The organism is Bradyrhizobium barranii subsp. apii (genome assembly GCF_011516635.5).
GTDB lineage: Bacteria > Pseudomonadota > Alphaproteobacteria > Rhizobiales > Xanthobacteraceae > Bradyrhizobium > Bradyrhizobium barranii.
The window spans coordinates 7,263,739-7,278,190 of sequence record NZ_CP096255.1 but is presented as its reverse complement, the minus strand read 5'-3'; the positions used below and the strand labels follow the sequence as shown (position 1 = coordinate 7,278,190).

General features: G+C 65.4%; 16 protein-coding genes. 9 read left to right on the top strand and 7 right to left on the bottom strand.

Annotated elements, in window-relative coordinates:
• The first annotated feature begins 77 nt into the window (after positions 1-77).
• Both HAP41_RS34915 and HAP41_RS34910 read left to right on the top strand, forming a co-directional pair.
• Positions 78-941, top strand: a complete 864-nt coding sequence (locus HAP41_RS34915) for a DUF1194 domain-containing protein (protein ID WP_166087893.1) — start codon at positions 78-80, stop codon at positions 939-941.
• A gap of 180 nt (positions 942-1,121) precedes the next feature.
• Positions 1,122-1,754 (top strand): hypothetical protein, encoded by a 633-nt coding sequence (locus HAP41_RS34910; protein WP_071916058.1) that lies wholly within the window; start codon positions 1,122-1,124, stop codon positions 1,752-1,754.
• A gap of 32 nt (positions 1,755-1,786) precedes the next feature.
• On the opposite strand, the gene HAP41_RS34905 is transcribed toward HAP41_RS34910, so the two are convergent.
• Both HAP41_RS34905 and HAP41_RS34900 read right to left on the bottom strand, forming a co-directional pair.
• Positions 1,787-2,560 carry an enoyl-CoA hydratase/isomerase family protein gene (locus HAP41_RS34905; RefSeq protein ID WP_166087927.1) on the bottom strand — a complete coding sequence of 258 codons (774 nt, stop codon included), beginning with the start codon at positions 2,558-2,560 and terminating at the stop codon, positions 1,787-1,789.
• Positions 2,561-2,576: 16 nt separating this feature from the next.
• Positions 2,577-3,404, bottom strand: coding sequence for a nucleotidyltransferase domain-containing protein (locus HAP41_RS34900; RefSeq protein ID WP_166087965.1), 828 nt, complete (start codon positions 3,402-3,404; stop codon positions 2,577-2,579).
• A 129-nt stretch (positions 3,405-3,533) separates the two neighbouring features.
• Between HAP41_RS34900 and HAP41_RS34895 the strand changes: the two genes are divergently transcribed.
• Positions 3,534-3,917 carry a bleomycin resistance protein gene (locus HAP41_RS34895; protein ID WP_166088004.1) on the top strand — a complete coding sequence of 128 codons (384 nt, stop codon included), beginning with the start codon at positions 3,534-3,536 and terminating at the stop codon, positions 3,915-3,917.
• 28 nt (positions 3,918-3,945) lie between these two features.
• Here the strand turns inward: HAP41_RS34895 and HAP41_RS34890 are convergent, their stop codons facing one another.
• Positions 3,946-5,004, bottom strand: coding sequence for a class I SAM-dependent methyltransferase (locus HAP41_RS34890; protein WP_166088025.1), 1,059 nt, complete (start codon positions 5,002-5,004; stop codon positions 3,946-3,948).
• Positions 5,005-5,258: 254 nt separating this feature from the next.
• Between HAP41_RS34890 and HAP41_RS34885 the strand changes: the two genes are divergently transcribed.
• Positions 5,259-5,861 carry a hypothetical protein gene (locus HAP41_RS34885; protein ID WP_166088033.1) on the top strand — a complete coding sequence of 201 codons (603 nt, stop codon included), beginning with the start codon at positions 5,259-5,261 and terminating at the stop codon, positions 5,859-5,861.
• Positions 5,862-5,904: 43 nt separating this feature from the next.
• Here HAP41_RS34885 and HAP41_RS34880 read toward each other — a convergent pair whose 3' ends face one another.
• Positions 5,905-6,816 (bottom strand): GntR family transcriptional regulator, encoded by a 912-nt coding sequence (locus HAP41_RS34880; RefSeq protein WP_081369470.1) that lies wholly within the window; start codon positions 6,814-6,816, stop codon positions 5,905-5,907.
• An 88-nt stretch (positions 6,817-6,904) separates the two neighbouring features.
• Between HAP41_RS34880 and HAP41_RS34875 the strand changes: the two genes are divergently transcribed.
• The 5 genes from HAP41_RS34875 to HAP41_RS34855 are packed head-to-tail and all read left to right on the top strand — an operon-like array spanning position 6,905 to position 11,832.
• Positions 6,905-7,840, top strand: coding sequence for a hydroxymethylglutaryl-CoA lyase (locus HAP41_RS34875; protein ID WP_224580659.1), 936 nt, complete (start codon positions 6,905-6,907; stop codon positions 7,838-7,840).
• Positions 7,837-9,057, top strand: a complete 1,221-nt coding sequence (locus HAP41_RS34870; RefSeq protein ID WP_166088096.1) for a CaiB/BaiF CoA transferase family protein — start codon at positions 7,837-7,839, stop codon at positions 9,055-9,057. Before HAP41_RS34875 ends, HAP41_RS34870 begins: the two co-directional genes overlap by 4 nt.
• 38 nt (positions 9,058-9,095) lie before the next feature.
• Positions 9,096-10,142, top strand: coding sequence for an ABC transporter substrate-binding protein (locus HAP41_RS34865; RefSeq protein WP_166088101.1), 1,047 nt, complete (start codon positions 9,096-9,098; stop codon positions 10,140-10,142).
• Positions 10,139-10,987 carry an ABC transporter ATP-binding protein gene (locus tag HAP41_RS34860; protein WP_175618032.1) on the top strand — a complete coding sequence of 283 codons (849 nt, stop codon included), beginning with the start codon at positions 10,139-10,141 and terminating at the stop codon, positions 10,985-10,987. Before HAP41_RS34865 ends, HAP41_RS34860 begins: the two co-directional genes overlap by 4 nt.
• Before the next feature lie 2 nt (positions 10,988-10,989).
• Positions 10,990-11,832 (top strand): ABC transporter permease, encoded by an 843-nt coding sequence (locus HAP41_RS34855; RefSeq protein WP_166088106.1) that lies wholly within the window; start codon positions 10,990-10,992, stop codon positions 11,830-11,832.
• Positions 11,833-11,872: 40 nt separating this feature from the next.
• Here the strand turns inward: HAP41_RS34855 and HAP41_RS34850 are convergent, their stop codons facing one another.
• Genes HAP41_RS34850 through HAP41_RS34840 form a run of 3 tightly spaced genes read right to left on the bottom strand, consistent with a single transcriptional unit; the run spans position 11,873 to position 14,428 of the window.
• The gene (locus HAP41_RS34850; RefSeq protein WP_166088147.1) at positions 11,873-13,120 is read right to left on the bottom strand and encodes a class I SAM-dependent RNA methyltransferase; all 1,248 of its coding nucleotides are present in this window, start codon (positions 13,118-13,120) and stop codon (positions 11,873-11,875) included.
• Complete coding sequence (locus HAP41_RS34845; RefSeq protein ID WP_166088157.1) at positions 13,113-13,847, bottom strand: TlyA family RNA methyltransferase; 735 nt, start codon at positions 13,845-13,847, stop codon at positions 13,113-13,115. Before HAP41_RS34845 ends, HAP41_RS34850 begins: the two co-directional genes overlap by 8 nt.
• A 26-nt stretch (positions 13,848-13,873) precedes the next feature.
• Positions 13,874-14,428 carry a nucleoside 2-deoxyribosyltransferase gene (locus HAP41_RS34840; protein WP_071916050.1) on the bottom strand — a complete coding sequence of 185 codons (555 nt, stop codon included), beginning with the start codon at positions 14,426-14,428 and terminating at the stop codon, positions 13,874-13,876.
• Positions 14,429-14,452: the final 24 nt, after the last annotated feature.

Here is a 14,452-nt window from a genome sequence, read left to right as displayed (position 1 = left end):
GTGAAGCGCAAGCGATCTTCGGACTTTGCGGCAAGGCGATTGCATGTCACCATCGCGTCATACGACGGGAGACTGCGATGCGCATGCTGTTCTCGATCGGGGCTGTGCTGGTGGCCGGCGTGCTCGCCGGAGGGGACGTCGCGGGCATCGCGGCACCAGGGCCCAAATTTGAACCGAGCAAGAGTCCGCCACAACGGCTGGCGGCCGACCGGGACGCGCAGACAGTCGATGTCGAGCTGGTCCTCGCGGTCGACGTGTCCTACTCCATGGACATGGACGAACTCGCAATCCAGCGCGAAGGCTATGCGCAGGCGATCCAGTCGAAGGAATTCCTCCAGGCGCTGAAGCTCGGGCCGAATGGCCGGATCGCGGTGACTTACTTCGAATGGGCCGCTTCCAGCGATCAGAAGATCATCATCCCGTGGCGGCTGGTCGACGGACCGGAGACGGCGGACGCGGTCGCCGCCGAGATCTTGAAGACGCCGATCCGGCGCGCCTCGCGCACCTCGATCTCCGGGGCGATCACGTTCGCGATGCCGTTGTTCGACGAGGATCCCTATCGCGGCTTGCGCCGCGTGATCGACATTTCCGGTGACGGCCCCAACAACAATGGCGGCCCGGTGACGGCGGCGCGCGACGCCGCGCTCGAGAAGGGCATCGTCATCAACGGCCTGCCGATCATGGTCAAGGAGCCGTCCTATTCGACCATGGATATCGATAATCTCGACTACTACTACGAGGACTGCGTCATCGGCGGTCCCGGCTCCTTCGTCATCACGATCAAGGATCGCGATAAGTTCAAGGAAGCGATCCGCACCAAGCTCCTGATGGAGGTCGCCGGCCGCATGCCGGAGCGCCCCGTGAGGCGCGTTGCCGACAAGGAGCCGCGGGTCAGCTGCTTGATCGGCGAGAAGATCTGGTCGGACCGCTGGGGGCGCTGATCCGCACCACCCCGAATGAGACCTTTTGCCCTGTCCCGCCCGCGGTCGAATTTAACCACGCGTTAACTGCTGCGTGGCCCTAATCGGCCTGCTTCCCGTTGTTTCCGGATAAAGTTCTGACTTCGCCGTCCGGCGCGCGAACAGAAGCGGGTCTGTCAGACAAATCCGCCGAGCAATCCAATGGCCATCGTCACATCGAGCACCAGCCAGATTTCGCCCGCCAACGAGCGGGTGTATCACCAGAGCAGTCTGGTGGGTGACTGGAAGGGCAATTGGGCAGGCAACAACCAGGCCGTCGGCTTCAAGGTCGTGAACATCCGCGGGGCCAGGGCCCAGATCGAGTACACCCATAACGGGCACACCGAGCGCGGTATCGGCGAGGTCAATGGTGCAACGATAAGCTACGGCAACGTCACGGTCGGCACCAAGGACGGCAAGAACCTGGTGCTCCTGTTCTCCTCGGGCGTTGGCAAGCAGAGCGCGACTTTGCAGAAACAGGCGCCGGCAGGTTCCGACAGCATCCTCATGGGAAGCTGGGGCGGCTATTCTGCCGACATCGGCAAGAGCGCGAGCTTTCGTGTGCTGGCCATCAACGGCAAAGAGGCGACGGTCAGCGTCACCACCGACGGTATCACTCGCCAGGGCACCGGCTACGTCTACAGGAACGTCATCATGTTCGGGCAGTCGCAGATATCGACCGACAACGGACAAAACGGCAAGATCATCTACCAGGTCGGCTCCAAATCCTTCACTGTGCCGGTGACGAAATATCCGCCTGCGGATTCGTCGTCCTCAGTGGACAGGACGGCCTGAACGTTAGCCTCCCTGGGCGGGCGGCGGCCCCCTCACCATTTCGGCGCCCGCTTCTCCACGAAGGCCCTCAATCCCTCCTGCGCTTCGTCCGACGTCGCGACATTGCAGAAATCGTCCACTGCACTTGCGATGCTGCGCCGGTAATCGAGATCGATCTGGCGCATGAAGGCGGCGCGGCCCATCCGCAGCACGGCGGCCGACTTGCCGGCGAATTGCGCCGCGAGCTTGATCACCTCGGCGTCGAGCTCGGCATCGGCAACGACGCGGTTCACCACGCCGAGTTCCCGCGCCTCCGCGGCGGTGAAGACGCGGCCGGTGAACAGCAGCTCGAAAGCGCGATGACGTCCGACGATGCGCGGCAGATGCGCGTAGTGGATCGCGGGAATGACGCCGACGTCGATCTCGGGATAGCCGAACGTCGCGCTCTCGGCCGCCAGCACCACGTCGCAGGACACCGCCATGGTCATGCCGCCGCCGCGCGCCGCACCACCGACCGCGGCGATCGACGGTTTTCCGAGCCCGTACTGGGCGTCGTAAAGGTCGATATAGAGCGACTGGAGGAATTCGCGGATCTCGGCGCCGGATTTGCCAAGCAGGATGTCGAGGTCGAGGCCAGCCGAAAAGCGCTTGGCGATCGCGCTCGCCAGCACGACAACGCGCGCTTCCGGATCGTTCGCCGCGCGACGCAGGGCCGCGACCACCGCACGGATGACCTCGAGGCTCAGTGCATTGACGGGCGGCCGGCGCAGAGTGATGCGGGCGACGTCGTCGACGCGTTCGTAAGCGACGGGATTGTCAGATGTCACCGGGTTCTCCATGCTTTCAAGACGTCAGCACCTTCAACTGCCGGTCGATCTTGCGTAGGATTTCGCAGGCGTGGGCCGGAGCGCCGGCGCCGACCAGCCGCCAGACCTCATTGGTTTGCTCCGCCAGATGCGGGATCGTCAGCGGCAGGCGGCTTGATTCCTGTAGTGCGCCCTTTTCGTTGATGAGATAGCATTCGTTCAGTGCGAACAGAACTTGCGCGACGCAGGCGAGCGATCTGTAGAGGCACCCCGCGACATGAGTCTGTTCGCCGCGCGCTGCCGCAAGCTCCGCATTCTCGATACCGAACAGGATCTCCCACTGGAAGCGCCGGATCAGCGCCGTACGCAGCGGGCGCGGATAGGGCAGAGCGATCGATTTCAGCCGGTCAATCAGGGCCGGCGGATCGTGCAGTGGCTGGCAATAGGCAATCTCGCCCATCCAGATCGCCGAGCAGAAGCCGTGCGGATGGCCGGGCTGGTAATCCATGGTGACGACGCCGGCGCGGCAAGACTCCATCACAGCTTCGACTGCGTCGGCGCTCCGATAGAGCAGATCGACCTTGCGGCCTTCCACTGAAAGCCAGGCGCCACCGACGATCCACGGGCCCCATTCGCCGACGGGGGTCACGGCTGTGGCGGCAGGATCGTCGGCGATCTCCTTCGCGGCGGCCAGTAGCCGATCCGTATCGAGCGGGCTCGCCGCCGAGAAGTACAGTCCGATGTCGTAGTCGGAGGAAGGATGCGCGCTGCCCCGCGCGCGCGAGCCGCCGAGCACGATGGCAGCGATGCCCGGCACCTTGGCAAAGGCGGATGTCAGGTGCGTGAGCAGGGGATCGTGCGGCATGGCTCCCGTTCCGGCGGACTTGCGCCGCCTTGTCCGGGCGACAGCTTACGGTGCGGCTTGGGCCGTGCAAGACCTCCACCGCGCATGCTAGCCTGCGCGCCGGAGATTGCTTGCCGGATGGAGGGACCAATGACCGACGAACACCCGATGATGGCCGGCTCCGCCACCGTCTTCGTCGTGTCCGACATCACAGCCAGCCTCGCCTATTACCGCGATGTGCTCGGCTTCGAGGTCACCTTCGAATACGGTCAGCCTCCGTCCTACGCCTGCCTGTGCCGTGACGAGGTCGGCCTGCATCTGCTTGCGGCGGGGGTAACGAAGCGGTTGCCCGGGCACGGCGGCATCTGCATCTTCGTCAGGGACGTCGATCAGATCTATGCCGAACTATCGCGACGCGGCGCCAGGCTGCTGAACCGGCCGGAGGACCGTGACTATCGCATGCGAGATTTCGACGTCGTCGATGCCGACGGCAATCAGCTCACGTTCGGTATGGGAACGGACGACGCGGCCTGACATCGCCGGCCGCGCGTCCGCCATTGCATCAGATCCTGGCCTCCAGGATCAGGTTGAAGGGTGTTTCGGCGGCGCGGCGGAAGCGCGACAGGCCGCCTTCGCTGGCGACCTTGCGCAGCCTTGCCTCGCCGGCTTGGGCGCCCAGCGCGAGGCCCACCTCCTGATCGAGCGAGGCCGGCGTGCAGATCATGGTCGACGCCGCATAGTAGACCCGCCCGACCGGGTTGAGATTGTCTTCGAGGCGGTCGCCTGCGAACGGCTCGACCAGCATGCAGGTGCCGTCCTTGGCCATGGTCTCGCGCACGTGGTTGATGGCGCCGACGGGATCGCCCATGTCGTGCAGGCAATCGAAGAAGCAGACGAGATCGTAGCCCTCGGCCGGATAGGTCTTCGCCGAGTGAACCGCGAAGCTGACACGATCGCCCAGCTTCGCCTCAGTGGCCGCCTTTCGTGCGGCCGCGATCGAGCCCTCGTGATAGTCGAAGCCGTAGAAGCGGGAGTTCGGGAAGGCCTCCGCCATCAGCCGGGTCGAGACGCCGTGCCCGCAGCCGACATCGGCGACCTTGGCGCCGCGCTTCAGCTTGTCGACGACGCCTTCGAGCGCGGGCAGCCACTCCTGCACCAGATGATGCATGTAGCCGGTGCGGAAGAACCGGGCGGTGCCGCAGAACAGGCACTCGCTGCGACGATTCCAGCCGACGCCCTTGCCGGACTTGAATGCGTCCGTAATTTTCGGCTCGTCGAGGAACGCCGCGGCAATGACATTGCCGACCGCGCCGAGGAAGACCGGGCTGTCCTCATCGGCGAGCGCCAACGCCTGCTCCGGCAGCATCGAGAACTTGCCGGAAGTGGAGTCGTATTCGACGTAACCAGAAGCCGCCTGGCTCGCCAGCCACTCGCGGACGTAGCGTTCGTTCGTTCCGGTGGCGCTTGCGAGTTCGGCAGAGTTCATGGGTCCCTTGGCGGCGAGGGCGCGGTAGAGGCCGAGCTTGTCGCCCAGCAGGACCAGCGATGCGTTCATCGCGGCACCGACCTCGGTGATCATCTTGCCCATAAAGGCATTCAACCTGCCGGAATCGACCTCCATGACAGCCTCCATGTTGTGTCTGGCATTTTCAAAGGTCTGCGCAATTGCGTCTTGCCGGACTGCTCCGGCCGATCAGGATCGAAGCGACGGCTCGCGTTCGCGCGTCCTCTATGTGGGTCAATCCGTCGCGCAGGAGGTTCAACACGTCAGGATAACGTAATTTTGGAACTCGATGGCGCGACCACCGGCATCGCGTCACTGGTATTCGCGTGATCCCCGGCTTATAATTTCCGCACCTTTTGACGGTTACCTGAATGTCCAGCCTTGCACGTTCCTGCGGTCTCGCAACTCTCTTCGCTGTGCTCTGCTTCGGCGGAACGCCGGCTCGCGCGCAAGTCGCGCCCCTGCAATATTGGATCCCGGGCGGGCCTTTTGGCTTTGGCGGCAGCGCCGGCCAGGGCTCCGATGGCTACGGCAATTTTCCGAGCTTCAAGGGTGGCGATGCCAACGCGGGCTATGATTTTCGTCCCGGTTTCTTCGTCGGAAGCGAACGCGGCAATCTAGGCCTGGGCGGCCTCAGCCAGCCTGCGCCGGCCGGCAATTTCAACGCGCTCTCCTACGATGGCACGCAGTTCGGTTACAACTACAAGACCGCGGGCGGCATGCCCGTCACGTTCTTTGCCGGGTTCGACACGCTGAAATACAATGGCGGCATCGGCAGCTCGCTCGCCCCGCTCACCTCCAGCGCCTCACCCGGCTACGGCGCTTTCGCGGGTGTCGAGTTCAAGCCGACCTCCAACCTCAGCCTGTCGTTCGGCGCCGGTTTCACCCAGCAACAATCGGGACGCATGGACAGCGACATCAATTCGTCAATGCTGCCCGGCGAGTCGCCGGCGTTGGGTGGCTTACGTCGTTGAGCGGTCACGCGTTCGCCGCCCATTTGACGGCAGCCGCGTCGGCCTACGATAAGCCCGCCACCAGCGGGCGTTGCAGGTGCTTCGCCATCAGCTCTGCCGCTTCGGCGTAACGCCGCGTTTCCAGAACCTCGAGCAGGCGCAAATGCTCGCGCACGTGCCGCCGCATGCCGTCGCGGTCGGCGAAGCTGCGATAGGCGAACAGGCGTCTGATCGAATTCACGCGCCGGAGCGATTCAAGAAAGAAGGGATTGCCGGCGCCGCGAATGATCTCCTCATGGAATTCGCAACCGGAAAGAAAGACCTCGCCGATCGTCATCTTCTCGAGCTCGCCCTCGAATACGCGCAGCTGGCGCTCGCGTAGGCGTGCAATCACCTCCTGCGGCAGCGCAAAGCCGGGCTGCGCGATTGCCGCAGGTTCGATCACCGCGCGAAACGCCATGGCCTTGGCGTGAGCTTCGGGGTTCGAGACAGTCTCCGCGAAGCGCCAGCCATAACCCGGCAGGCGCGCAATCCAGCCCTCGGCAGCGATCCGGTCAAGCAGCCGCTGCAGCTCGGCCCGGCTGAGGCCATAGCGGCGCATCAGCTCCGCCTCGGTGACGTCAGCCGGCAGCCGGCTTGCGAGCACGTCGCCTGCGATGGACGTATAAACCTGCTCGCTGCGCCTGACTGCCGCGAGGGCCGGCTGGGCTGCGCCGCTGGTCGGATGCTTGGCCAGCACGAACCCGCGATGCGGCTCGCCGCGCGCGAGCCCTGCCGCTTCCAGAGCCTTGAGGCCGAGCCGGATCGGCGCGCGTGAAAGATCGAGCGCATCGGCAAGCCTTTGTTCGATCAAGCGATCGCCAGCCTTCATGCCTTCGCGTCGGGCGAGCGCCATGATCAGCCCGGCGAGGTGCTCAGCGCGCTCGGAACCGCCTTTGCTTGAAGCGGGCGGTCGGGAATTGTCGGAGGCGGTCATTGCAGTGCACGCGGATTTTGAGCTTGACAGACTATCCCACGGATTGTTCTTTTACGCAATAATATACAATCGAACCAGGGAGAGCCTGATGGCGCATGCGCCGGATGTCCTGATTTGCGAGGTCGGCCCCCGCGATGGGCTGCAAAACCTGGACGTGTTCGTTCCCACCGAAGCCAAATGCGCGCTGATTGATACGATCGCCGCCGCCGGCGTGCGCGAGATCGACGCGGGATCCTTCGTGCCGCCGAAGGTCGTACCGCAATTCGCCGATGTCGATGCGGTGATGGCGCACGCGCTCGCGCACAGGACCGCGACCATCGGTGCACTTGTGCCGAACGTGAAGGGCGCCGAGCGCGCCATCGCCGCCGGTGTCGACGCCGTCTACTTCGTCATCTCCGCCAGCGAGACGCACAACCGCGCCAATGTGCGGCGCTCGATCGAAGAGCAGCTCGACGGGTTTCGCGCGGTCCGCGCCGCGATCGACGCCTGTCCGGCGGGCCGGCGGCCGCACCTGATGGGCGCGATCGCCACCTCCTTCGGCTGCTCGCTGGAAGGCGAGGTGAGCGAAGCGGCGGTGTGCCGGGTCGCGCGCGCCTTTGCCGAGGCCGGTGCCGACGAGATCGGGCTCGCCGACACCGTCGGCTACGCCACCCCGAAACTGGTCAGGCAGATCGTCGAAGCCGTCAGGCGTGAAGTCGGATTGCAGATGACGCTGCGGCTGCATCTGCACGACACGCTCGGTGCTGGCCTCGCCAATGCCGTCGCCGGCCTCGAAGCCGGGATCCGGCGTTTCGACGCCGCGGTATCAGGACTTGGCGGCTGTCCGTTCGCGCCTGGTGCCCGCGGCAACATCGTCACCGAGGATCTCGTGTTCATGCTGGAACGCATGGGACTCTCCACCGGCATCGACCTCGATCGTCTGATGCAGACGCGCGAGATTCTGGCCCGCCATATCCCGGCAAAACATCTGACCGGGCACCTGCACGAGGCCGGAATTCCCAAGGTGCTGCGGAGGGCGGCATGACTGCGCCGGCGCCCGAGGCGGCAACGGAGCCGCGTCCGCTGGCCGGCCTTCGGGTCATCGAGTTCAGCCAGATGGTGATGGGGCCGAGCTGCGGCTTGATCCTCGCCGATCTCGGCGCCGACGTGATCAAGGTCGAGCCGCCGAAGGGCGACCGCACCCGCTATTTCAAGGGACCGGCTGCCGGCTTCTTCGCCACCTACAGCCGCAACAAGCGCAGCATCGCGCTGGACACGTCGACCGCGGAAGGCCAGACCATCGCGCGGCGGCTGATCGAGAGCAGCGACGTCCTGATCGAGAATTTCCGCCCCGGCCTGCTGAAGCGGATCGGTCTCGACTACGAGTCGGTTGCCGCTTTTGCGCCACGCCTGGTCTACTGCTCGCTCAAGGGCTATTTGCCCGGCCCGTACGAGAACCGCCTCGCGCTCGACGAGGTCGTGCAGATGATGGGCGGCCTTGCCTACATGACCGGCCTGCCGGACCGGCCGATGCGCGCCGGCGCCTCGGTCAACGACATCATGGGCGGCATGTTCGGCGTGATCGCGATTCAGGCTGCGCTGGCCGAGCGGCAGCGCACCGGCCGCGGTCGCTACATCCAGAGCGCGCTCTACGAGAACAACGTGTTCCTGATGGCGCAGGCCATGATGTGCGAGGTGGTCAGCGGCCAGCCCTCGATCCCCTATTCGATCAAGGACAGCCCCTGGCCGGTCTACGATCTCTTCGACACCAGGGATGGCTCGAAACTGTTCGTCACCATTGTCGGTGAAGAGCAGTGGGAGGCGTTCTGCCGCGCCTTCGATCGCGAATCCTGGCTTGCCGATCCGCGCTTCGCGACGAGCAACGACCGCGTCGACCATCGCGGCTGGCTGATCCCGGAGATCGCGAAGATCTTCAAGCAATGGGACAAGGCCGATCTCGCGGCACGCCTCGAGCAGCTCGATCTGCCCTACGCGCCGGTGAACAAGCCCGGCGATCTCTTCGACGACCCGCATCTGAACCAGTCGGGCGGGCTGACCAACATTCACCTGCCTGACGGCGGCGAGGCGAAAACGCCGCTGTTGCCGATCTCCATGGATGGCCGACGCCTGCCCAACCGCTACGATCCGCCGCAGATCGGCGAGCAGACGCGCGAGATCCTGGGCGAGATCGGCATTTCGTCGAGTGAAATCGAGACGCTGCAAAAGGCAGGAACCATCCGGATTGCGCCTGGGCCGTCCTGACGAACGGATCGATCAAACAAGAATCAAGGGAGGAGCACTTGAACATCACCAGGCGCCAGGCGCTGATCGCGGGCTCCACATTGGCCGGCGCATCGATGCTGCCCGGGCAGCTCCGCGCCGAGGCCAAGCAGGTATCGCTCGCTTTCGGGCCGGTGTCGCCGGTCTACGCCATCGGCATGATTGCCGAGTTGAAGGGTTACTTCAGGGACGAAGGTCTCGACTCCAAGCTCGTCACCGGTAACGCCGGCACGTTCGGCCGTCAGACGCTGGCGGCGGGACAAGCCGTGTTCGCGCATGGCGATGCCAGCCATCCGCTCCAGCTCAGTGCGCGCGGCAAGCCCTGCAAGATCCTGCTCGCGACGGAGATGGTGTGCTCCTACGCCAACATCGTGGTCCGGCAGGACCTTTACGACGGCGGTATCAATTCAGTCGAGAAGCTCGCCGAGCATAAACGGCCTGACGGCGCCAAGCCGATCGTCGCGGCCACCGCGATCGGGTCGGGCACCTGGGTGTTCGGCACCTATGTGTTCGAAACGCGCGGGCTCGGCGACAGGGTGAACTGGGTCGCCGGCGGCGGACCCAACACGATGTTCCCGTCGCTGCAGACCAAGCAGTTCGACGCCATCATGGCGCCGCCAAGCTGGATCGTCGAGGTCGAGAAGAAGGGCTTTGGCAGGACGATCTACGACACCTCCAAGCCCGGCGTATTCGAGAAGGATTTCGGCGGCACGCTGCCCGTGCTGGTGATCTACACGCTCCAGGACACGATCGAGCAGGACAGGGCCATGGTGCAGGCCTACGTGAGCGCGATCCACCGCGCGATGGCTTTCGTGAAGGCGACGCCACTCGCGGACGTGCAGGCACTGGTCACGCCGAAATATTTCTCGGGCATCGACCCCGATGCGGTCAGCGCCGAGCTCGGCTTCGACAAATCGACCTGGGCCTATGACGGCGTCATCGACAAGTCCTCGTTCGAACGCGGCGCCAAGCCTTGGTACCGCAAGGGAACGGATATTCCCGAGACGAAATACGAGGATGTCGTCGACATCAGCTTCCTCCAGGCGGCCAGGGCGAAATACAAATGATCGCTGCGCCAGGCCCGGGATTCGCGCTCGCGCGAGACGAGGTTGAGAGAGCGGAGGCGCGAACCCGCATCGCGGTGCGAGGTCTCGCCAAGCGCTTCAACGCGTCGGGCCGCGAGTTCGTGGCGGTCGATGACGTTTCCTTCGAGGTCAAGCAGGGCGAGTTCGTCGCGCTGCTCGGTCCGTCCGGCTGCGGCAAGAGCACCATCCTCAACATGGTCGCGGGGCTATTGCCGCGCTCGGGCGGACGCATCCTGATCGATGAGGACACGGTTGAGACCGGCAAGGTCAACCGCAGGGTCGGCTATGTCTTCCAGCGCGACACGCTGTTTCCCTGGCGAACCGTGGAGCAGAACATCGGCTATGGGCTGGAGATCGCGGGGCTGCGAAAGGCCGAGCGCGCCGGGCGCGTCGCTTCGGCCGTCGAGAAGGCCGGGCTCTCCGGCTTTGCACAGAGCTTCCCCAGCATGCTGTCCGGCGGCATGCGCCAGCGCGTCGCCTTGATGCGCACGCTGATCATGGAGCCCGAGATCCTGCTGATGGACGAGCCGTTCGGCGCGCTCGACACCCACACCAAGCTCGAGATGCACAAGACGCTGCTGGAGATATGGGAACGCGAGCGGCAGACCGTGCTGTTCGTGACCCACGATCTCGGCGAGGCCTTGACCTTGGCGAGCCGCATCATCCTGCTCTCGGCGCGGCCCGGGAGGCTCAAGGAAGATTTCGACGTCGCCATCCCGCGGCCGCGCGATCCCGTGGACGTGCGCGAGACCGCCGAATTCGGCCGCCTCTACTCGCACATCTGGCATTCCCTCGGCGAAGAATTCCGCCGCACCAGGGCCGAATGATCATGTCCAAGAGCCGTAGCGCCATCCTGTTCTGGCAAGTGGCCATTCTCGTGGTGGTTCTCGTCGTCTGGCAGTGGGGCTTCGAATGGAGCAAGGCGCTGTTGCCGAAGGCCTATGTGCCGAAAATCCTCGATCCGTATTTCGTCGCCAAGCCGTCGTTGATCTGGCAGAGCTTCCTGCGGCTTGGCTGCTTTGCCGATCCCGCCGGGTTCGCCGCCTGCATCAATGGCAACGACAACAATTTGTGGCTCGCCACGCTGAAGAACACCTGGTGGGGGTTTCTTTTCGGGTCCGCGAGCGGAGTAGCGGCTGGCCTGGTCCTCGGCCGTTCGGACTTCCTTGCCCGCGTGTTCGGGCCCTATGTCGTGGCGCTCAACTCGATACCGCGCATCGCGCTGGTGCCGCTCGTCATCCTGATCTTCGGCCTCGGCGATCTCTCCAAGATCGCCACTGCCTGGCTCGTCGTGTTCTTCGTGGTGTTCTTCAACACCTTCGAGGGAACGCGTGCGGTCGACCGCGATCAGATCGCCGCTGCCCGTCTGCTCGGTGCAAGCGAACTCACCGTGCTGCGCACGGTGGTGATCCCCTCCGCGCTGGCCTGGGTGTTCGCGTCGCTGTTGCCGGCGGTGTCTTTCGCGCTGATCGGCGTCATCGTCGGCGAGTTCATCGGCGCCGAGCGCGGGCTCGGCAAGCTCATCATCGAAGCCGAGGCGCGCGCCAATGCCAGCGAGATGATGGTCGCCATCTTCGTCATGATGTTCGTCGGAATCCTGTTGGCGATCGCGGTACGCTCGCTGCAGTCCTACCTGCTGCGATGGCAGCCGCAATTCGAGCCGTCGGCATAGCAGTCTGGTAGCAATCGGACGGTGAGCGGCAGGCGCTGCCTCAGCGCGTGAACCGCGCCACCAATTCCACATGCGGCGTGTGGCGGAACTGGTCGACCGGGACCACGGTCTCGATCCTGTAGCCGCCGTCGATCAGGAGCCGGGCGTCGCGGGCGAAGGTTGCGGCGTTGCAGGACACCGCGATCACGACGGGTACCTTGCTTGCAGCGAGTTTCAGCGCCTGCGCCTGCGCGCCCTGGCGCGGCGGGTCGAACACCACGGCGTCGAAGTCGCGCAGCTCCGGCGGCACCAGCGGGCGACGGAACAGGTCGCGCGGTTCGGCCTTGATCGGCTTCAGCCCGGGTGTGCGTGCAGCCTTCACGAGTGCGGCGACGGCGCCGGCGTCGTTGTCATAGGCGGCGACGCGCGCCTTTTCCGCGAGCCGGAGAGCGAACGGCCCGACGCCGCAGAAGAGGTCGAGAACCTCCTTGGCCTTGCCGACACGCTCGGCGACGAGCGACGCCAGCGTCTCCTCACCCGCGACCGTTGCCTGCAGGAACGAGCCCGGCGGCAGCGTCACCTCGGCGCGGCCCATCCGCACCGTCGGCGGCAGGCGTTGCAGCACCAGCTCGCCATGCCGCGTCAGCCGCGCCAGCCGATGCTGCTCGGCGACGCGCGAGAGCGCCGTGACCAGCGCCGTCGGCAGCGGGCCGGAGCCGCGCACGTCGACATCGAGGCCGTTGGCGGTCGCGGTGACCTGGATGTCCAGCGGCTTCGTCACCGCCATTTTGGACGTCAGCGGTTCGGCAAGCGCCCAGGCGGCGTCGAGCGCACCCTCGAGCCCGGGATCGAGGATCGGGCAGCGGTGGATCGGGATGACGTCGTGCGAGCTCGCCGCCGAGAAGCCGACCTTGAGGACGTCATGCGTGCCGAACCGGCCGTGCAGCGTGACGCGCCGACGGCCAACCCCATGGGCATCGACCAGTGGCGCCACCTCGCAATCGATCCCGGCCTGCGCCAGCGTCTCGACCACGATGCCGCGCTTCCACGCGTGATAGGGCTCAGCCGCCCAGTGCTGGATGGCGCAGCCGCCGCAGATGCCGAAATGCGGACAGAACGGCTCAATGCGATCGGGGCTGGCGACATCGACTGCGAGCAGCTTGCGGCGGTCGGGATGGTTGCCGGCGACGTGGTCGACCTCGACGGTCTCGCCGCCAAGCGTGTAGGGCACATAGACGGCATCGCCCGCAGCGAGCGAGACGCCGTCGCCGCGATGGCCGACGTGATCGATCCTCACGCGCTCAACCACGGCGCGCGCCCAGGAAGAATTCGATATTGCCGTCACCGCCCGTGATCGGGGAGGGGAACACCTCGATGTCGGTGCAGTCGAGCGAAGCGGCGAACGCCGCGATGTCGTCGCAGATCTCCCGATGCACGGCGGCGTCGCGGATGATGCCCTTCTTGTTGTGCTTCCTGTCAGCCTCGAACTGCGGCTTGATCAGCGCCAGCAGGCTCATCGGCGCTGCTGCCAGTGACAGCGCCACGGGCAGCACCGTCTTGAGCGAGATGAAGCTGACATCGATGACGACGACGTCGGGCCGCGCCGGCAGCCGTTTGCCGTCGTAGCTGCGGATGTCGGTCTCCTCCATCGACACGATCTTGGGATGGTCGCGCAGCGAAGGATGCAGCTGGCTGGTGCCGACATCGATGGCGAACACCAGGCTGGCGCCGTTCGCCAGCAGCACCTCGGTGAAACCGCCGGTGGAGGCGCCGACATCGAGGCAGACATGGTCCTCGATCTCGATGGGGTAGCGCTCCAGCGCGCCGGCCAGCTTGACGCCGCCGCGCGAGACATAGGGATGCGCAGGCTCGGCCTGAATCACTGCGTCCTCAGCGATCGTCTCCGAGGGTTTCGCGACCTGCTTGTCGTCGGCGGTGACGAGCCCGGCCTCGATCGCCGCGCGCGCCCGCGCCCGGCTCTCGAACAAGCCGCGCTCGACCAGCAGAACATCCGCACGCTTGCGGGCAGGGGACATCGGATCTCCGGAGGCGACTGAAACGTCTATGGTGCGATCAATCGCGCGGCCGCGATCCGGACGCAAGCCTCGAACGCGGCCAGATCGTGCCAGACGTCGATCGGCATCTGCGCCGGCGTCACCAGCGGGCAGCCGTGCAGCTCCAGCGCATGGATCATCATGAGGTTGTCGACGAGGCCAAAATCCTCGACCGTCAGCCCCTGTGCATCGACCAGCCGTCCGTCCTCGGAGGTCACGTCCATGAAGCGGCCGACGCGGTCGGCATAGACGGCGCCGTCGTTGGAATAGGCCAGGCAAAACTTGCGGCGGCCGGCCATGTAGCCGAGCTCGTAGACGGTGCCGGGGTCGGCGCCGGCACCGCGGAACGGGGTGAGGTTGGCGATGATGGCATCGGCTTCGTCCATCATCGCCTCGTTGCCACAAAAGATCTGCCGCGAGGCGTCGGGCGAGGTGAGATCGATGGCGTTGTCGAGGGGATAGAGGCCGGTGAGCCCATGCGCAGCGCAGATCACGGCCTTTTGCCGGCCGATCTCAACCGCATCCGGCAGGAACACGTCGGGCCCTGCCAGATAGATTTTCATGAAGGTCGCGCTGGTTCGCGACGG